Consider the following 18,454-nt stretch of genomic DNA (forward strand, 5'->3'; position numbering starts at 1 on the left):
TCGTTGCCGCCAGCGATGGGAAACGCATATACTGACGATTCTGTTCCGTTTTTTTTGAAACACTTTCAAAAAAGGATACGCGCCATGGCGAGTAGCGAAAATGACAAACAGCCGGACTCCGTTTCATCAGTAATGAAGGTGTTTGGCATTTTACAGGCGCTGGGGGAAGAGCGCGATCACGGTATTACTGAATTATCCCAACGCGTTATGATGTCGAAGAGCACCGTTTATCGCTTTCTGCAGACCATGAAGTCGCTCGGCTACGTGGCGCAGGAAGGGGAGAGTGAGAAATATTCGCTGACTCTCAAACTGTTTGAACTCGGTGCCAAAGCCTTACAGAACGTTGATCTGATTCGTAGTGCAGATATTGAGATGCGCGAACTCTCGCGCTTAACGAAAGAAACCATTCATCTTGGTGCGCTGGAAGAAGACAGCATCGTCTACATCCACAAAATCGATTCGCTGTATAATTTGCGAATGTATTCCCGCATAGGTCGCCGTAATCCATTGCATACCACGGCAATTGGGAAAGTGCTGCTTGCCTGGCGTGAGCGCGCTGAAGTGCAGGAAATTCTAAACGAAGTGGAGTTTCGTCGCAGCACAGCGAAAACCATTGTCACGGCCGAGGCGCTATTGGCCGTTTTGGATCAGGTCAAAGATCAAGGTTTTGGCGAAGATAATGAAGAGCAGGAAGAGGGATTACGCTGCATCGCAGTACCGGTATTTGACCGTTTTGGCGTGGTGATCGCCGGGCTCAGTATCTCATTTCCAACTATCCGCTTCTCTGAAGAGGCGAAAAATGAATATGTTGCGATGCTGCATCGTGCAGCACGAAATTTGTCCGAACAGATGGGCTACCACACTTATCCTTTTTAACGATTAAAAACGGGCTGTTGCCAGCCCGTTTCATCATTAGTTATCGACGACTTCGCCACTTTTCTTCAGCAGTGGACAATCCGTTACGCCAACGATTCCGCTATCTGTGTGCAGGTACTGTGCCGTGATCATGCCGCGCGCCGTTAAGTAGCTACACTGCAGTCCTAATCCTGCCGCATTCTTGTTGCTACCGGTGAGGACACCATAACCCGTAAGCAGCATGGCCAGCCAAATCAGCGCTACTAACCCAATCGTGCGAATAAGTAATTTCATGCTTTCTGTTCTCCTTGTGATACATAACGCAGCTGTCCTGACGTTGCTGCCAAACCTACTGTAGTAGCATGCCTCGCTTTAGCCAACGGATCGATCAGAGATAACTGAAAGACGTAACGCTGCGGGATAATCTGCTTTCAGCCGCTACCCATTATCTTTTCTGCCGCCAGCGAGTAGAATCAGCGGCGGAGTAGAGATTTGATTTTTGACTATAGAGGCAGTTATGAATGAATTAGCCGCAAATACCAGTCCGCTGTTAACCTATGGCGTCCTGTCCCTGATCATTATTGTGGCCTTTATCGCCTGGTTCTTCGTCAATCGGGCCAGCGTGCGAGCCAGCGAGCAAATTCAGCTGCTGGAAGCGCTAATAGAAGAGCAAAAGAAACAGAATGTACTGCTGCGTCGTCTGGTCGATGCACAGCCCACCACAGCAAAACCAGTTGTCGATGAAGACGCGAATGAACAACGCGATTTTATTCGGATGATCCCTGAACGCTAAGCATGTCATAAGCCATCGTAAGCGATGTGATAAATCCTCTGCCGCGCACTATAATGGTGCGCAGCAGTTTTTCTACCAGATGTTCATTGTATGAGAAGTACCACTATGAATAGCCATGAAAGATGGCCGGGTGAATATCATCTAAGATTAATCCTAAGGCGCTATCATTAAATCAGGCCTTGTGCTGTTTTTTATAACATTTAATTGTCAGGTGCTTAGAAAAAAATGAGATAAATGCCACATCATTATGAATGCTTTTATATGGGGCGCATATTATTTGCTTCTCCTGCTTTTGGTGCAGAACAATTACTAACTTATACCGAATAAAGCTATTTGTACAAGATTTGTACTGCGCACAATTGTTGCGTGGCAGGCTAACTTTTTGGTGGAATATTTTATTCGTGCCATATTAATGCAATATTTTTCCCGTATTGTTAATGGCTTAAAATGTGTCGTTGAATGCTTCACCGCTACGCTTGACTAATAGGGGTATTAACGCTAACTATACTGAGTGATAACCTTTTTTTGCCCAGTTTATTCTTCCGCTGTCAATACACAGTAGGATGAAGAAAGAGGCGTTAGCAGGTGAATTAGCTAATTATGTGCGTCACGTCGATCACCGTTTAAAAATGGCTTGCCATTAATTTGCGAATATGTGATAACAAATCGTGGGTCAAACGAGGTACAGTTCTGTTTATGTATGGCATCTTCAGTAAAGAAGTTACGAGTAAAGACGTTGACGTTGAATACCGCTTCCTTGCCGAACCTTAAATTAGTGCCTCATTCAGTAATGTCTCTGGTTTATCTGTAAGTCTGCCCTTAGGGCAATATAAACATCGAAAGGAAATTTGCGAAATGGCAAAGATTAAAGGTCAGGTTAAGTGGTTCAACGAGTCTAAAGGTTTTGGTTTTATTACTCCTGCTGACGGTAGCAAAGATGTGTTCGTACACTTCTCTGCAATCCAGGGCAATGGTTTTAAAACTCTGGCTGAAGGCCAAAGCGTTGAGTTCGAAATCCAGGACGGCCAGAAAGGTCCAGCTGCGGTCAACGTTACCCCAATCTGATTTCGATCTCAGGCTCGGTGCCATGCACCACTGATAAGAATCTTAAAGCCCTGCTCTCTGAGCAGGGCTTTTTCTTTATTCTTTCTGTTACCAATTGTCCAGGGTAAACTGCGCCGCGAAACGCTAACCCGGAGTTATCTATGTCGTTGATTTGCCCACTTTGTCATCAGCCTCTTCTCCAGCAGTCCAACAGCTTCCGCTGCGATGCGGGACATCAGTTTGATCAGGCTAAAGAGGGGTACGTCAATCTTCTGCCGGTGCAATATAAGGGCTCGCGAGAACCCGGTGACAGTGTTGAAATGCTGCAGGCGCGTCGAGCGTTTCTTGATGCCGGACACTATCAACCTTTACGTCAGAGCGTTGCAGGGCTCCTTGCGCAACAGCTGGGGTCGCACTCATCGCAGGTATTGGATATCGGCTGTGGCGAAGGTTATTACACGGCGGCGATGGCTGAAGCACTGCCTCAGGCAAAACTATTTGGTCTTGATGTGGCTAAGGCAGCGATACGCATGGCGGCTAAGCGCTATCGCAAGGTGAAATTTTGTGTGGCATCAAGCCAGCGTTTACCGTTTGCGGATGCAGCGCTGGATGGGGTCGTGCGTATTTATGCGCCCTGCAGCGAAGATGAGTTGGCGCGCGTCATTAAGCCGGGCGGCATCGTATTGACGGTGACGCCAGGGCCACACCATTTGCGGCAGTTTAAAGCGCTTATCTATCGCGAAGTGCAGCTTCATGCGGCTGAGGAGAAAGCGTATGCAGGTTTTAAGTTGGCCGATCGGCAGAACCTGCATTACAACATGAAATTAAGTGGGGCTGACGCTGTTAGCTTATTACAAATGACGCCATTTGCCTGGCGCGCACGTGAAGAAGTCTGGCAAAACCTCGCAGCGTCCAGCGAGTTTAGCTGTGATGCCGATTTCACGCTCACACTGTGGCGGCGCGATTAACGCGCTTCCACGAGCGTAGTGTAAATCCGCTCCAGATCGTCAAGCTGCTTTACGGCAATCAGCAGGCGACGTTGTTCCAGCTGCATCACCAGAATGCCGTCTTCAGACAGATTCATGCTTTGGATGCGCCGATAATCAATCCATACAACACCATAAAACAGGCCACTCTCCTTCATCAGCAGTTTTGGACTGCGAATCCAGAATAACCACACCGACATGAAACACAGCGCCATCAGCAAATTGGTAGTGAGCTGGGTTCCATGATTATCGATGTTGTTCCATAACAGAATCAGCAGTAACACAATGAAAATAGCGCTATCTATCTTGTGGCGGCGGCGCAGCGCGACACGCAGTTTAGTCGGTCCATTACGGCGCGGTAGGATCGCTTCGTCATAGATGGCATACAGCGCGAAACCTGCAATAAGCAGGGCGATTAGGGCGTCAGTCAGTGACATTAGGTGTTCTTCCTCAACCGAATTTACCTCAACGTGGGCGCTCAGGTAATGCCGTTCGAAAATAGCCGGGAGCCGAGCTCCCGGCCAGATTGTTACAGACCGAGCAGGCCAATCCAATAGCCGAAGATACCAATGGCGAAGAAGCCAACGATAATCCACAGCGCATTGACTTTACGACGCAGCAGCCACATACAACCAAAGGTCAGCAGCAGCGGAATCAGGCCAGGCATCAGCTGATCGAGGATCGACTGAACCGTCGTAACGGTGGTTTTCCCTGTCTGGTCGGTGATGCGTGACACCACCAGCGGCACATTCACATGCGTCCACTTGTTGACCAGCGCCCCCATGACAAAGAGGCCGAGAATCGACGCGCCCTCCGTCAGTTTCTGCAGGAAACCGCCGCCCATATCGCTGACGATATCGACACCTTTCCGATAGCCGTAAGCCACACCGTAATAACGGGTCAACATACGCACCACGTTGAACAGGATGAAGAACAGCAGCGGGCCTAACAGGCTACCGCTCATCGCGATACCGGCGCCCAACGCCGCAAACACCGGGCGAACGGTACCCCAGAAGATCGGGTCGCCAACACCCGCGAGCGGGCCCATTAAACCAACTTTGATACCGTTGATTGCGGCATCATCGATAGCCGCACCGTTAGCGCGTTGCTCTTCCATCGCCATTGTTACGCCGAGCACAGGTGCAGCAACGTATGGATGGGTGTTGAAGAACTCCAGGTGACGTTTAATCGCCTGTTTACGATCGTCGTTGTTTTCCGGGTAAAGGCGACGGATCACCGGCACCATTGAGTAGCAAAAACCCAGCGCCTGCATACGTTCAAAGTTCCACGAACCCTGAAACAGGTTGGAGCGCAGGAACACACCGCGGACATCGCCAGGGGTGAGTTTCTTTGGAGTGTTAGTTGTATCAACCATGATTTCACCTGTTCCTAGTCGAGTTCGTTATCGAGGTCATTGTTTGCAGGACCGGCCGTTGCAGCACCTGCAACGCGGTTATATTTCGGTGCCAGCTGGATATACAGCACCGCCATCACCACGCCAATCACGCCCAGCGCAACCAGGTTGAAGTTGGTGAAGGCTGCAGTGACGAAGCCAAGGTAGAAGAACGGCATCAGGTAGCCCGCACGCATCATGTTAATGACCATGGCGTAACCAACTACCACGATCATACCACCGGCGATGTTCAGGCCATTGGTAACAACTTCAGGAATGGAGTTCAGCAACTCCTGAACGATGCTGGTACCCACAGAAATCGCCACGATCAGCGCAGGAATCGCAATACGCATTGCCTGCAAGACCAGAGCGGAAACGTGAATCCAGCTGATTGCGCTCAGGTTGCCTTTCTCCGCTGCCTTATCGGCGGCATGCTGGAAGGCGACGGTGATGGTGCGCACAATGATGGTCAGAACCTGGCCAGCCGCGGCCAGTGGAATAGCCAGCGCGATACCCGCACCCACGCTTTGCCCACCCGCGATAACCAGAATGGTTGAGATGATGGAAGCCAGCGCAGCATCAGGTGCAACCGCAGCACCGATGTTCATCCAGCCCAGCGCGATCATCTCCAGCGTACCGCCGATGATGATACCGGTTTTCATATCGCCAAGAACCGCACCAATTAAGGTACAAGCCACCAGCGGGCGGTGGAATTGAAACTCATCAAGAATCGATCCCATCCCGGCGATACAGGCCACAATAAATATCAAAATGATTTGTAGCGTGGTTATCTCCATTGCATTTCTCCTCTGCAAGGTCTCTAAAATTCGCCCGCATTCGCAGGCAAAGGGCGAACTACGGATTGACCTTGGCGATCAGGTCCATCATTTTCAGTCGCTGATCGCTGGAAACTTTACGCACTTCCAGTTCGATACCGCGCTCGTTAAGTTTGCGGAACGCGGCGATATCTTTCTCATCGACAGATACCGCATTGTTCACCTGCGTTTTGCCCTGACGGAATGCCATGCCGCCGATATTGACGGATTTGATATCCACGCCTTGCTCAACAATCCTTAAGACATCCGTTGGATTGGTAAACAACAGCATCACCTTGTCCTGACCATATTTTGGGTTATTCCAAACGCGGACCATTTTGTCGACATCCACTACGTGCGCGGTTACGCCCGGCGGTGCAACTTGAGTCAGCAAGGTCTTGCGCACATGATCGTTAGCCACTTCATCACTGACGACGATAATGCGCGTGACGTTGGTTTCTTTCGTCCAGCGCGTTGCCACTTGCCCGTGAATCAAGCGGTCATCAATACGCGCAAGGCCAATTTTCATATGATCGCCCGGACCCATCGGTTTTTGCGGCTGGGCAGGGGCTTTTGCCACCACCGGTGCCGCAGCCGCTGGAGCAGGCGTTTCGGTTTTGAGCGCTTTAACGCCTTCACGACCGGCCTCAACTGCGATATGAATCAGTTCCTGCAACGATGGATTGTCATCACGTCCCATCAGCGTTTCCACCAACATCGGAATGTTGACGCCGGCGATGACATCATAGTCAGGTTTGTCTACCACAATACGGCTGGCCGCGTTAAACGGACTGCCACCCCAAGTATCGACCAGGAACAACACGCCCTTTGACGTGTCGAGATCGGCTAGTCGTGCCTGATACTTTTCGATTAGCGTTTCTGCATTTTCGCCGGGAACGAAATCAATCCATCCGACATTTTCCTGCTCACCCAACAGCATTTCTGCTGTTTTAAGCAACTGTTCTGCCGCCCAGCCATGTGTACCAATTACAATAGCAATGGTCACTTGCTACCTCCGTTCGCGTGAGAGATTCTCGGGCAGTGCCGGGAATCATTGAAAATTACCGTTAGTGTTTCAGGTGGATCGTTAGGTCTAAGATGAAGAAAGGCATCAATAAAAAAAACGAAACTATCCGCTGCACAGCGATAAGGTCGCGATTTATTTTAGTGATCGAAAAAATAAATTATGTGATGTTTGTCAGCTATTCAGAGCGTAACGGCGCTAATGTACGCTTTTGTGCGTTATTCAGGCGTTTGCGTAGATATTTGTAAATGTAATAAATTTTTTTGACGCCGTTGATGTAACTGATACATTACTCCTCTGTTTATTACTCAGGAGTACCGGGCTTCAGCTCACCTTTATGGACCGTCACCGACGTCGCTCAACATCTTCTCTGCGCGTTACCGCGCACGCCTTTACGCACTTTAGCGTTATCACCGCCTTTAACGATCCCGCGTCTCACCTTCCGGTGCAGGCTCAAATACGTGCATCTTCACGTTCAGTAAGGAGTCATTGATGGAATTTCTCTTTGATCCCTCAATCTGGGCCGGATTGCTCACGCTCATCGTGCTCGAAATCGTTCTTGGCATTGATAACCTGGTCTTTATCGCCATCCTCGCGGACAAGTTGCCGCCGAAGCAGCGTGATAAAGCCCGTCTGATCGGCCTGTCGCTTGCTCTGGTCATGCGTTTGGGCCTGCTGTCACTGATCTCCTGGATAGTGACACTGACGCGACCCCTATTCAGCGTAGGCGATTTCAGCTTTTCCGGACGAGATTTAATTCTGTTGTTCGGAGGTTTGTTCCTGTTATTCAAGGGAACCATGGAGCTGCATGAGCGACTCGAGAACCGCGGGCTGGAACATCAGGGCAATAAAGGCTACGCCAGCTTCTGGGCGGTGGTGATTCAAATTGTTGTGCTGGATGCCGTATTTTCACTTGATGCAGTGATCACTGCGGTGGGTATGGTAAACCATCTGCCTATTATGATGACGGCAGTTGTTATCGCCATGGGCGTGATGTTGCTGGCTTCAAAACCGCTGACTAACTTCGTCAACGCTCACCCAACTGTGGTGGTGCTGTGTCTGAGCTTCCTGCTCATGATTGGTTTGTCCCTGGTGGCGGAAGGCTTTGGGTTCCACATTCCTAAAGGTTATCTGTACGCCGCGATTGGCTTCTCAATTATCATCGAGTTGTTCAACCAAATTGCGCGCCGTAACTTTATTCGTCATCAGGAACATCGGCCGATGCGCGAACGTACCGCAGAAGCGATTCTGCGTTTGATGGGCGGACGCCAGCGCAAACAGGCAACCACCGCGGAAGAAACCTCATTGACTGAAGCGATGCCGCAGGAAGCCTTTAAGGACGAAGAGCGCTACATGATCAACGGCGTGTTAACGCTCTCTCAGCGCTCTATCCGCAGCATTATGACACCGCGCGGTAATATCTCCTGGGTTGATGTTTCGCGTCCGCTGGATGAAATCCGTATTCAGCTGCTGGATACGCCGCACAGTTTGTTCCCGGTATGTCGCGGTGAACTGGATGAAATCATTGGCGTGGTGCGGGCTAAAGAGCTGCTGGTGGCGCTGGAACATGGAATGGATGTGGCCACCTTCGCCGCCAATACGCCGGCGATTGTGGTACCCGAAACCCTGGATCCGATAAACCTGCTGGGCGTACTGCGTCGCGCGAAAGGCAGCTTTGTTATCGTTACCAACGAATTTGGTGTGGTACAGGGTTTAATCACGCCGCTCGATGTACTGGAAGCGATTGCCGGTGAGTTCCCGGATGAAGATGAAACGCCGGATATCATTGCGGATGGTGACGGTTGGTTAGTGAAGGGCGGCACCGATCTGCACTCGCTGCAACAGCTGCTGGATCATCACGAATTGGTGAAGGCCGATGAAGATCACGCCTCGTTAGCCGGTTTGCTGATTGCGCAAAAAGGCCAGCTGCCGCTCCCGGGAGAAGTGATTGATCTGCCACCGCTGCATTTCCAGGTCATTGAGGCGACGGAGTACCGCATCGACCTGGTTCGAGTAACGAAAGATAAGCCCTATGACCACGAAGAACATGAAGAGTAAATCATTGTGCGGGGATAAATAAAAAACGGCCACTCCATAGCGAGTGGCCGTTTTTTTATGCGCTTAACTCGCCCTGATGCCGTTCCAGCCAAAGCGGGAAGTCTTCAATCGGCATTGGGCGCGCGTAGAAATAGCCTTGTAGATGATCAACACCCCGTTCACGCAGATAGTGCGCCTGCTCCGCAGTCTCAACGCCTTCTGCCACCAGAGAAATATTAAGGCGCTGCGCCAGCGAAATCACCATGTCCGTGACGGTAGCATTAATCGCATCAGTACCAATCGCCGCGGTAAAAATCTTGTCGATTTTCAACACGTCGGGTTTGAGATCCTTCAGGTAAGCCAGCGAACTGTGGCCGGTACCAAAATCATCAATCGCCAGGCGAACACCAATCTCATGTAACTGCGCTACCACTGATTGATCAATCACCGGCAAGGCATCTCGTTCAGTCAACTCTACCACCAGCTTCGGAAGCGGGTTGGCCGGCCACCAGATAGTTTGAAGATCATCGACGATTGCACGGTCACGGAAATGGCTGGCGGCCACGTTGATGGCAATATGGAATGAGGGACACTGCGGCAGATTCGGCAATTCATGCACGACTTTAGCCAGGACAAAGCGCGTCAAAGGCGCAATCAAATTTTGTCGCTCGGCAAGTGGAATAAACACGTCCGGCGCAATCCACCCCTGGCGCTGGTTATGCCAGCGCAGCAGCAGCTCCATGCCGTCACACTCTCCGTTTTGGGCATTGATCAGCGGTTGGCAATAGACCATGAATTCGTTGGCGGCGATGCCATAACTGATTTGCCAGCTAAGGCTCATCCGGTTTGCCGTCGCCAGCCAGACCATATACCCCATCAACAGGCTCAGCATCAACGCCAGCGGCAGTTGCGAAGGCAGCGTATTCAGTGCCAGACGCGCGGGTGAGGGGCCATAAAGGGTGATACTAAACGGATAGCGCAACGACGCTTGATCGTAAGCGACTTCATCATCAGCGGGCACGGTATGTTCAATCAGCGGGTTGCCGTACTCAAGGCTTTGGCCGCCTACATTGAAAATGGCACGCTCTACCCATGGCAGTTGGGGTTCTAGCAAATAATTGGTCATCAATTCAATATTAATGACTTGCAGCAGGCCTTCATGATTATTGAGTGATTTAGGTGTCCAGAGCAGCAGCACCGGCGAACCTTTCAACAAGTCATTATCGGTAACCAGCATCATGCGCTGATTGTTAAGTGCCAGCTCAGGATAAGTTTGACTAAAGGAGAGGTTTAACGGGCCAAAAATACTGGAGCAGTATAGCGTATCATCCTGCACCAGTAGCACGGTACGCACGGTTTGCAGTGAGGCGATTTTTTCTATCAGCGGGTAGCGTACCTGAGCGCAAGGTACGCCCACTAATCCGAGCGTGTTGTTGGCGGAAACGTCCAGCGGCGAGAACATACGATCAAATCGTTCGATCGCGCGGGTAGCGAAATTCAGTGACTGCTGCTCAATGCGCGACTTCTCTTCGACATAGCGAAAAGTCAGCGTCAGAACCAGAACCAGCGAGGCGATCGCTAACGCAATAAGCAGACGCTTACGGCGAAATTGACCCACAAATTGCTGGGGAACGAGCATCAGTAACCACCTTGCAAAATCAAAGATTGAAGCCAAATTAACGTGTAGGTTATCGGCATTGAGGCGGCCAGGTTTAGCGCCGCTGAATAAAAAAAACAGCACTAAAAAAAGCGCGGCCACTCAGGGCCGCGCGCGAAATTAATGTATCTGGTTTACTCACAGGGAGGTAGCAACAGATGCAGAAAAATAATCAACTGTTGCTTTAATCATCACCAACGCGGTGAGTTCAGGTTAGTCACACTGAACTTTAATCGCCAGACCACCGCGCGAGGTTTCACGGTATTTTGCGTTCATATCTTTGCCGGTTTCGTACATCGTCTCAATGACTTTATCTAACGAAACACGCGGTTCCGTGGTGCGGCGCAGCGCCATGCGCGCAGAGTTGATGGCTTTTACTGAAGCAATGGCATTACGTTCAATACACGGCACCTGAACCTGGCCGGCGACGGGATCGCAGGTCAAACCAAGATTGTGCTCCATGCCGATTTCGGCGGCGACACAAACCTGTTCCGGGCTGCCACCCAAAAGTTCCGCCAGCCCGGCGGCGGCCATCGAGCAGGCCACGCCCACTTCGCCCTGACAACCGACTTCAGCACCGGAAATAGAAGCGTTCATTTTATACAGCACGCCAATCGCCCCGGAGGCGAGGAAGTAACGAATGAAAATGTCAGGTGTGACGGTTTCAATAAAATGATCGTAGTAGGCCAGCACCGCCGGAACGATACCGCAGGCGCCGTTAGTTGGCGCAGTGACTACACGTCCACCGGCAGCGTTCTCTTCATTCACCGCCAACGCAAACATATTCACCCAGTCGATGACGTCCATAGGATCGTTTGAGTGTTTATTGGAGGAAACCAATAAACGGCGCAGGGAAGCTGCCCGGCGTGGCACACGCAGTGGACCCGGCAGTACGCCTTCGGTATTGAGACCGCGATCGATACATGCCTGCATGGTTTGCCACACGTGACCAAAATAGGCGTGAATCTCATCGCGGCTATGCAGTGCCAGCTCGTTTTTCATCACCAAACCCGACAGCGACAAACCGCTTTCACGGCAGTGGCTCAGCAACTCTTTGGCGGAATTAAACGGCCAGGGAACAGAAACCTCATCCAGCACCGGCTGACCAAAGTGCTCTTCATCGACGATGAAACCGCCGCCGATGGAATAGTACGTTTTGCTCAGGATCAGTAGATCACCCGCGAAGGCGTACACCGTCATGCCGTTTTCATGCAGCGATAAATTCTCGCTGCGGAACACCATACCGCCTTCGCGAGGGAAATCCACTTCGCGCGCGCCGTTGGCTAACAGCAAGCGTTCGCGCTGCTCAACGTCTTTGATGAAGGCGGGAATGCCATCGATATCAACGGTGGCCGGTTCGAAACCCGCCAGCCCCATGATAATGGCGATATCGGTGTGGTGTCCTTTGCCCGTCAGCGACAGCGAACCGTAGACATCAACCGATATGCGCGTGACGTCTTGCAATTTGCCTTGTTCGGCCAGCAGGTCAACAAACTGTTTGCCCGCTTTCATTGGGCCAACGGTATGCGAACTGGATGGACCGATGCCAACTTTAAACATGTCAAAAACACTAATCACAGGTGACACTCCTCACAAATCTTATTCTGCACGGCACCAGCCGTTTATGCGGCTAATAGTAATCGCCCATGCCGCACAACGAGCAGCTTTTCGCATGAAATAAACTAATTATAAACCACAGAAATAGTTATCCATTTGCACAGTTGTGAGGCGGATCGATTATTTTGCGGGAAGGTTGGTGAAATCGAGGGATCAGGGCAGCGCGATCTGCTGACTCAGCGCGCGAATGATGCCCGCTGTCATTCCCCAAATAAAGTAATCCTCATACCATGACAACCACACCTGATGCTGGCGATGACCACGGCGAAGCGTCAGTCCACTATAACGGCTAAGGCGCAGCGCTTCGGAGAGCGGCATGGCAAAGGCGCTTTCAACTTCGTCGGGATTGAGGCGCAAAGCGAGATCGGCAGGAATAATGCCCACCACTGGCGTAACGGCAAAACCGGTACTGCTGGTGACGGGTGGCAGCACGCCAATAATTTGCACCTGCTGTGGCAAAATACCCACTTCCTCCTGCGCTTCACGCAGCGCCGTGTGGATAAGTGAAGAGTCCGTGGCATCCTGCATACCGCCAGGAAAGGCGACCTGGCCCGCATGTTTCCGCAAATGAGAGGAGCGACGTGTGAGCAACAACCCAGGCTCCGCGCCATCAATCACCGGCACCAGCACCGCCGCGCGTCGACCACTAATGACACTTTTTGGAGTATGCAGCGGTGGCTGCAATACAAAGCGGCTGACGAACTGTTCCAGCGTCAAATTCATCTCATTCCTCATGTCGCAAGCTGGGCAAGATACGGTTCACCTTATGGAAGGTTTCCTGATATTCAGCGTCGAGGTTACTGTCCGCCACTAATCCGCCACCGGCTGAGCAGTAAAGCTGTTGATTTTCTGCAATGAGTGTACGAATGGTGATGCTGGTGTCCATACGACCGCACAGGCTGATATACCCGATACTGCCACACCATGCGTTACGGCGATGTGGTTCTAACTCTTCGATAATCTCCATCGCGCGGATTTTTGGTGCGCCAGTAATTGAACCGCCGGGGAAGCAGGCGCGAAGCAGATCGGTAGCTGTCAGCGTTTCCGGCAAGTGCGCCCGAATGGTGCTGACAAGATGATGCACTGCTGGAAAAGGTTCAACCACAAAGAGTTCGGGAACGCTGACGCTGCCGGGTGTGGCAACGCGACCAATATCATTGCGTAACAGATCGACGATCATGAGGTTCTCGGCGCGATCCTTCTCGGAGTGAGCCAGTTTTTCCGCCTGCAGGCGGTCGGCTTCTGCGTCATCGAGGCGCGGTAATGTCCCTTTAATTGGGCGTGTTTCTATCTCCTGCCGTTGCAGAGAAAGGAAGCGCTCCGGTGATAGGCTGAGCAACGCACTGTGTGGCAAACGCAGAAATGCGCTAAACGGCGCGCGATTCGCCTGGTTAAGGCGTAAAAAGGCCTGCCATTCACCGCCGCGATAGCTAGCCCTGAAACGCTGCGCGAGATTAACCTGATAGCAATCACCGGCCTGAATGTAGGCCTGCACCGCCTGAAAGCGTTGTGCATAATCGTCAAAACTGAGGTTTGATTGCCACTCGCTGGTCAACGTAAAGGGATCCGTTTCCACAGCCGTTTGCGCTTGTAGCCATTGCCAGCGTTTTTCTGCGCTATTCAGGGAAACTAGCGTCAGTTTCTGTTGATGATGGTCGGCGATCAGCGCCCAATCATAAATACCTATCGCCATGTCTGGCGTTGAGAGATCTTGCTGCGCATGGTGCGGCAGCGTTTCGAAGCGCCGCCCCAGATCATAGCCAAAGAGCCCCATGGCGCCGCCCTGGAAGGGAAGATCAGGATTGAAATCGGGCGTGGTACCTAAAGCCACGCAGTGCTGTTGCACCAGCGTAAGCGGATCGGCTGTAGAGTGAGTCACCGCATCTCCGCAGATAATTTCGGTGCTTTCGCCGCGCGTGGTCAGCGTTGCAAGCGGATCGGCGGTGAGGATATCAAAGCGGTTATCCGCGTGATTCGCCTGGCCAGAACTCAGTAACATCGCCCAGGGTTGATGGGCAAGGGGAGAGAAAAGGTGTACCAGCGTTTCAGGCGTATACTTCAGTACGAGACTATTTACCATTGTGGGACAAATCACTTCAGCAAGCAGGTCGCTAGCCTGGCATATTTTTTTGTTGCTGGCACCCGTTTGTTCCTCGTGGTAATAATGCGTCCCCCTTGTACCAGGAGAGAATTATGTTTACAGGTCTTCCAGCGTTATCTCACGAGCAGCAGCAGCAGGCGGTTGAACGTATTCAGGAGTTAATGGCGGGTGGTATGTCGAGCGGGCAGGCGATTGCACAAGTTGCGCAGGAAATTCGCCAAACCTATAAAGGCGAAGCTATTCGGGCGATGTTCGAAGACGATGAGGATGAAGAAGACGACAACGAATAACGCCCAAACAGCTTTACAGCGCGGCGATGATTTTAATTTCGACTTTATACTTCGGATTCATCAAGCCTGCTTGCACGGTGCAGCGCACCGGGGCATTGCCAGGCGAGACCCACGCATCCCAGGCGCGGTTCATTGCCGGGAAATCAGCCTTGTCGACCAGAAAAATGGTGGCATCAAGGATCTTACTTTTATCCGATCCCACGCGTGTAAGAATGGCGTCAATCACGGCTAACGCATTGGCCGTTTGCGCTTCTGCATCTTCATCCAGATTTTCCGGTACGCTGGTGTAATACACGGTTTGGTTATGCACTACGGCTTCGGACATCCGGTGTTCCGGATCAATACGCGTAATAGTCATGTGGTTCTCCTTTAGTTTTGCCGCGCTAGCCTGCCATATCCCAGGGGCGAATGTCATCTGTTGTGGTCGCCCAGGTGGAATCCTGACATAATTACAGTGGTTTTTAACGATGATGTGAGGAAGTGTGGCAGACGATTTTGCAGCTGATGGCGCGCTGGCGCAGGCGATTCCGGGGTTTAAACCGCGTGAAGCGCAGCGGGAAATGGCGAAAGCGGTAACCGAAGCGGTCAAAACAGGCGGCGAGCTGGTGGTTGAAGCGGGTACCGGTACCGGTAAAACCTATGCTTATCTGGCACCGGCGCTGCGTGCGAAAAAAAAGGTCATTGTCTCCACCGGTTCCAAAGCGTTGCAGGATCAACTGTACAACCGCGATCTGCCCACCATCGCGCGCGCCTTGAAGTTCAGCGGAAAAACGGCGCTGCTTAAAGGGCGATCCAACTATTTATGCCTCGAACGTCTTGAGCAGCAAAATCAAACCGGTGGCGATCTTAGCGTGCAGGCGCTGGGTGATTTGATCAGCGTGCGCGGCTGGTCGTCAGAAACCACAGATGGCGATGTCAGCAACTGCAGCGGCGTGGCAGAAGACAGCCCAATCTGGCCGTTTGTCACCAGCACCAACGATAACTGCCTCGGTAGCGATTGCCCGCTGTATAAAGATTGCTTTGTGGTGAAAGCACGCAAAAAAGCCATGGATGCCGACGTGGTGGTGGTGAATCACCATCTGTTTCTCGCCGATTTGGTGGTGAAAGAGGGCGGCTTTGGTGAACTCATTCCCGAAGCCGATGTGATGATCTTCGATGAAGCGCACCAATTACCGGATATCGCCAGCCAGTATTTCGGCCAGCAATTATCGAGTCGGCAGCTACAGGATCTCGCCAAAGACATCATCATTGCCTATCGCACCGAAGTGCGCGATGTGCAGCAACTGCAAAAATCCGCCGACCGCCTGGCACAGTGCGCGCAAGACTTTCGTTTGACGCTGGGAGAGCCCGGCTTCCGCGGCAATTTGCGCGATTTGCTTAGCGATAACAACATCATGCGCATGTTTACGTTATTGGATGATGCGCTAGAGCTCTGCTACGACGTCATCAAACTTTCGCTAGGACGTTCAGCCCTGTTGGATGCTGCATTTGAACGTGCCGCGTTGTATCGCACGCGCCTGAAGCGTTTGCGAGCGATTGATGAGCCGGGCTTCAGCTATTGGTATGAGTGTAACAGCCGTCATTTTACGCTGGCGCTGACGCCGCTTTCCGTGGCGGAACGTTTTCGCGAGGTGATGGATAACCGCAAAGCGGCGTGGATATTCACCTCTGCGACGCTGGCCGTGAATGAGCAAATGAGCCATTTCTCCAGCCGCCTCGGTGTCGATAATGCGACTACCATGATTCTCGACAGCCCATTCGACTACACCCAACAAGCGCTACTCTGCGTCCCGCGTAATATGCCCGAGCCAAATCATCCCGGCGGTGCGCGGCAGCTGGCACGCATGATGAAACCGCTTATCGATGCCAATAAGGGCCGCTGTTTCTTCCTTTGTACCTCGCACAAGATGATGCGCGAGTTAGCGATAGAGTTTCGCGCCTCAATGACCTTGCCGGTGCTGCTGCAGGGCGAAACCAGTAAAGGACAGTTGCTGAAACAATTTCTTGAAGCCGGTAACGCCTTGCTGGTGGCGACCAGCAGCTTCTGGGAAGGCGTTGATGTGCGCGGTGAAGCGCTGTCACTGGTGATCATCGACAAGCTACCGTTTACGTCGCCGGAAGATCCGCTGCTGAAAGCACGCATGGAAGATTGTCGTCTGCGCGGCGGCGATCCTTTCAATGATGTGCAACTGCCCGATGCGGTGATCACCTTGAAACAGGGCGTGGGTCGATTGATCCGTGATACTGACGATCGTGGCGTGTTGGTGATTTGCGATCAACGTCTGGTTTCGCGTCCTTACGGCGGCCTGTTTCTTAACAGCCTGCCGCCCACGCCGCGCACCCGCGATATCGCTCGCGCCATTGAATTTGTTCGTCAGCCGCTGGATCGGTAATTTCTGCCAGGCTGTGATAAGATGCGCGCCATTTTGACTCTCTGAGGTTGTTATGTCCGTCCGAATTTTAGCCCTGGACACGGCGACAGAAGCCTGTTCTGCCGCGCTGCAAAACCTGCAGCAGATTGATGCCCGCTTTGAAATCGCCCCGCGCGATCACACCCAACGTATTCTCCCGCTGGTTCAGGAGCTGTTGCAGGCGCAGCAGCTGGATCTGACCGCGCTCGACGTGCTGGCATTCGGCCGCGGTCCGGGCAGCTTCACAGGTGTACGCATTGGCATCGGTATTGCGCAAGGGCTGGCGCTGGGCGCGAATTTGCCAATGATTGGTGTTTCCTCGTTAGCCACGATGGCGCAGGGCGCGTGGCGTCTGACGGGTGCGACACGTGTGCTGGCAGCAATTGATGCGCGTATGGGTGAACTCTATTGGGCTGAATATCAACGCGATGAACACGGCGAATGGCAAGGTGCGGAAACAGAAGCGGTGCTGAAACCCGAAGCCGCACAGGAACGCATCGCCACGTTAGCGGGTGAATGGACCACGGTGGGAACCGGCTGGCAGGCATATCCACATCTGCTGTCATCGCCTGGTGCCGTCCTTAAGGCTTCTGCAGTGTTATTGCCTGCGGCTGAAGATATGCTGCCGCTGGCGCTCAGCGCCTGGCAACGTCATGAAGCGGTAGCGGTTGAGAACGCCGAACCGGTTTATCTGCGTAATGAAGTGGCATGGAAAAAGTTGCCGGGACGCTAAACGGCGCGCAACTAATTTCTACGCGCCCAGTCTAAACAGAGAAATACAGGAGAAGTACTATGCCAATGAGTCGTAAAGGGATGTCTGGCGCTCTGTTAGCCTGCGCACTGCTGATAAGCGGCTGTGTTTCGGTGCCAGATTCAATTAAAGGAAGCTCGCAACTTCCACAGCAAGATTTGTTACGCGTGATGAATGCGCCGGAACTGTATGTCGGTCAGGAATCTCGTTTTGGCGGTAAAGTGGTTAAAGTGACGAATCTGAACGGGTCAACGCGTCTGGAAATTGCCACTCAACCACTGGATGAAAGTGCGCGACCGCGTTTAGGATCGGCATCCGTTGGCCGTATTTATGCGGATATACGCGGGTTTGTTGACCCGATTGATTTGAATAACCAATACATTACCGTGCTGGGCAACATTAAAGGGACGGAAAAAGGGGAAATCGGTAAGGCGAGCTACAACTTTGTCGTTGTTGATGTGCGCGGTTATCAGCGCTGGCATTTGACGCAGCAGGTGATGACGCCGCCACAACCTATCGATCCTTACATTTGGTACGGACCCACGCGTCATCATCCGGGCTACTGGGGACCAAATCCTTATTGGGGGATGAATTTCGGCGGGCCGGCTCAGGTGCAAACTATCCTCACCGAATAACGTTGTCTGTATTTTTATGGCCCGGTCGCGGTGCTTGCGACCGGG

General features: G+C 52.2%; 19 protein-coding genes and 1 pseudogene. 10 read left to right on the forward strand and 10 right to left on the reverse strand.

The genetic code is table 11. The features are described from left to right. Positions 1-84: 84 nt before the first annotated feature. Positions 85-876, forward strand: a complete 792-nt coding sequence (gene kdgR / locus AAGR08_RS08150) for a DNA-binding transcriptional regulator KdgR (RefSeq protein WP_097097126.1) — start codon at positions 85-87, stop codon at positions 874-876. A 36-nt stretch (positions 877-912) separates the two neighbouring features. On the opposite strand, the gene AAGR08_RS08155 is transcribed toward kdgR, so the two are convergent. Beyond that, on the reverse strand, positions 913-1,149 hold the full coding sequence (locus tag AAGR08_RS08155; protein WP_097097127.1) for a YobH family protein: 237 nt from the start codon (positions 1,147-1,149) through the stop codon (positions 913-915). Between the two features lie 223 nt (positions 1,150-1,372). Here AAGR08_RS08155 and AAGR08_RS08160 point away from each other — a divergent pair, with 223 nt between their 5' ends. The 4 genes and pseudogenes from AAGR08_RS08160 (at position 1,373) to rlmA (ending at position 3,660) form a co-directional block, all read left to right on the forward strand. Next, complete coding sequence (locus AAGR08_RS08160) at positions 1,373-1,648, forward strand: YebO family protein (protein WP_097097128.1); 276 nt, start codon at positions 1,373-1,375, stop codon at positions 1,646-1,648. A gap of 696 nt (positions 1,649-2,344) precedes the next feature. Further along, positions 2,345-2,416 (forward strand): annotated as a pseudogene (locus AAGR08_RS08165) (DUF2627 domain-containing protein); the annotation flags it as partial. Between the two features lie 87 nt (positions 2,417-2,503). Further along, positions 2,504-2,713, forward strand: a complete 210-nt coding sequence (gene cspE / locus AAGR08_RS08170) for a transcription antiterminator/RNA stability regulator CspE (protein WP_008110414.1) — start codon at positions 2,504-2,506, stop codon at positions 2,711-2,713. A 140-nt stretch (positions 2,714-2,853) separates the two neighbouring features. Continuing rightward, complete coding sequence (gene rlmA, locus AAGR08_RS08175; protein WP_345829510.1) at positions 2,854-3,660, forward strand: 23S rRNA (guanine(745)-N(1))-methyltransferase; 807 nt, start codon at positions 2,854-2,856, stop codon at positions 3,658-3,660. On the opposite strand, the gene AAGR08_RS08180 is transcribed toward rlmA, so the two are convergent. From AAGR08_RS08180 to manX, 4 genes are all read right to left on the reverse strand, one after another. Then, positions 3,657-4,115: a DUF986 family protein gene (locus AAGR08_RS08180; RefSeq protein ID WP_345829512.1), complete on the reverse strand. Its 459-nt coding sequence runs from the start codon at positions 4,113-4,115 to the stop codon at positions 3,657-3,659. The genes rlmA and AAGR08_RS08180 overlap by 4 nt on opposite strands. Positions 4,116-4,207: 92 nt before the next feature. Continuing rightward, complete coding sequence (locus AAGR08_RS08185) at positions 4,208-5,053, reverse strand: PTS mannose transporter subunit IID (protein ID WP_097097131.1); 846 nt, start codon at positions 5,051-5,053, stop codon at positions 4,208-4,210. 14 nt (positions 5,054-5,067) lie between these two features. Next, the gene (locus AAGR08_RS08190; RefSeq protein ID WP_097097132.1) at positions 5,068-5,868 is read right to left on the reverse strand and encodes a PTS mannose/fructose/sorbose transporter subunit IIC; all 801 of its coding nucleotides are present in this window, start codon (positions 5,866-5,868) and stop codon (positions 5,068-5,070) included. 58 nt (positions 5,869-5,926) lie between these two features. Next, positions 5,927-6,892 (reverse strand): PTS mannose transporter subunit IIAB, encoded by a 966-nt coding sequence (gene manX / locus AAGR08_RS08195; RefSeq protein WP_345829514.1) that lies wholly within the window; start codon positions 6,890-6,892, stop codon positions 5,927-5,929. Positions 6,893-7,402: 510 nt separating this feature from the next. Between manX and AAGR08_RS08200 the strand changes: the two genes are divergently transcribed. Beyond that, positions 7,403-8,968, forward strand: a complete 1,566-nt coding sequence (locus AAGR08_RS08200; RefSeq protein ID WP_345829515.1) for a TerC family protein — start codon at positions 7,403-7,405, stop codon at positions 8,966-8,968. A 55-nt stretch (positions 8,969-9,023) separates the two neighbouring features. Here the strand turns inward: AAGR08_RS08200 and AAGR08_RS08205 are convergent, their stop codons facing one another. The 4 genes from AAGR08_RS08205 to pabB all read right to left on the reverse strand — a co-directional run bounded on the left by AAGR08_RS08205 (position 9,024) and on the right by pabB (position 14,301). Then, a complete protein-coding gene (locus AAGR08_RS08205) occupies positions 9,024-10,586 on the reverse strand; it encodes an EAL domain-containing protein (RefSeq protein ID WP_345829517.1) in 1,563 nt (520 codons plus the stop codon). Positions 10,587-10,817: 231 nt separating this feature from the next. After that, a complete protein-coding gene (locus AAGR08_RS08210; RefSeq protein WP_345829519.1) occupies positions 10,818-12,182 on the reverse strand; it encodes an L-serine ammonia-lyase in 1,365 nt (454 codons plus the stop codon). A 192-nt stretch (positions 12,183-12,374) separates the two neighbouring features. Then, positions 12,375-12,944, reverse strand: a complete 570-nt coding sequence (locus AAGR08_RS08215; RefSeq protein ID WP_097097136.1) for a CoA pyrophosphatase — start codon at positions 12,942-12,944, stop codon at positions 12,375-12,377. 1 nt (position 12,945) lies between these two features. Continuing rightward, positions 12,946-14,301, reverse strand: a complete 1,356-nt coding sequence (pabB, locus tag AAGR08_RS08220; RefSeq protein ID WP_345829521.1) for an aminodeoxychorismate synthase component 1 — start codon at positions 14,299-14,301, stop codon at positions 12,946-12,948. 113 nt (positions 14,302-14,414) lie between these two features. Between pabB and AAGR08_RS08225 the strand changes: the two genes are divergently transcribed. Next, positions 14,415-14,612 carry a YoaH family protein gene (locus AAGR08_RS08225; protein ID WP_008110398.1) on the forward strand — a complete coding sequence of 66 codons (198 nt, stop codon included), beginning with the start codon at positions 14,415-14,417 and terminating at the stop codon, positions 14,610-14,612. A gap of 13 nt (positions 14,613-14,625) precedes the next feature. On the opposite strand, the gene AAGR08_RS08230 is transcribed toward AAGR08_RS08225, so the two are convergent. Continuing rightward, positions 14,626-14,970, reverse strand: a complete 345-nt coding sequence (locus AAGR08_RS08230) for a RidA family protein (protein ID WP_097097139.1) — start codon at positions 14,968-14,970, stop codon at positions 14,626-14,628. Positions 14,971-15,094: 124 nt separating this feature from the next. On the opposite strand from AAGR08_RS08230, the gene AAGR08_RS08235 reads away from it, so the two are divergent. From AAGR08_RS08235 to AAGR08_RS08245, 3 genes are read left to right on the forward strand one after another with little or no spacing between them, the layout of a single operon-like run. Then, positions 15,095-17,005: an ATP-dependent DNA helicase gene (locus tag AAGR08_RS08235; protein WP_345829526.1), complete on the forward strand. Its 1,911-nt coding sequence runs from the start codon at positions 15,095-15,097 to the stop codon at positions 17,003-17,005. A gap of 52 nt (positions 17,006-17,057) precedes the next feature. Continuing rightward, positions 17,058-17,756: a tRNA (adenosine(37)-N6)-threonylcarbamoyltransferase complex dimerization subunit type 1 TsaB gene (tsaB, locus tag AAGR08_RS08240; protein ID WP_345829528.1), complete on the forward strand. Its 699-nt coding sequence runs from the start codon at positions 17,058-17,060 to the stop codon at positions 17,754-17,756. 59 nt (positions 17,757-17,815) lie between these two features. Then, complete coding sequence (locus tag AAGR08_RS08245; RefSeq protein ID WP_345829530.1) at positions 17,816-18,409, forward strand: Slp family lipoprotein; 594 nt, start codon at positions 17,816-17,818, stop codon at positions 18,407-18,409. Positions 18,410-18,454: the final 45 nt, after the last annotated feature.

The organism is Pantoea sp. BRR-3P, from assembly GCF_039621635.1.
Lineage (GTDB): Bacteria > Pseudomonadota > Gammaproteobacteria > Enterobacterales > Enterobacteriaceae > Pantoea > Pantoea floridensis.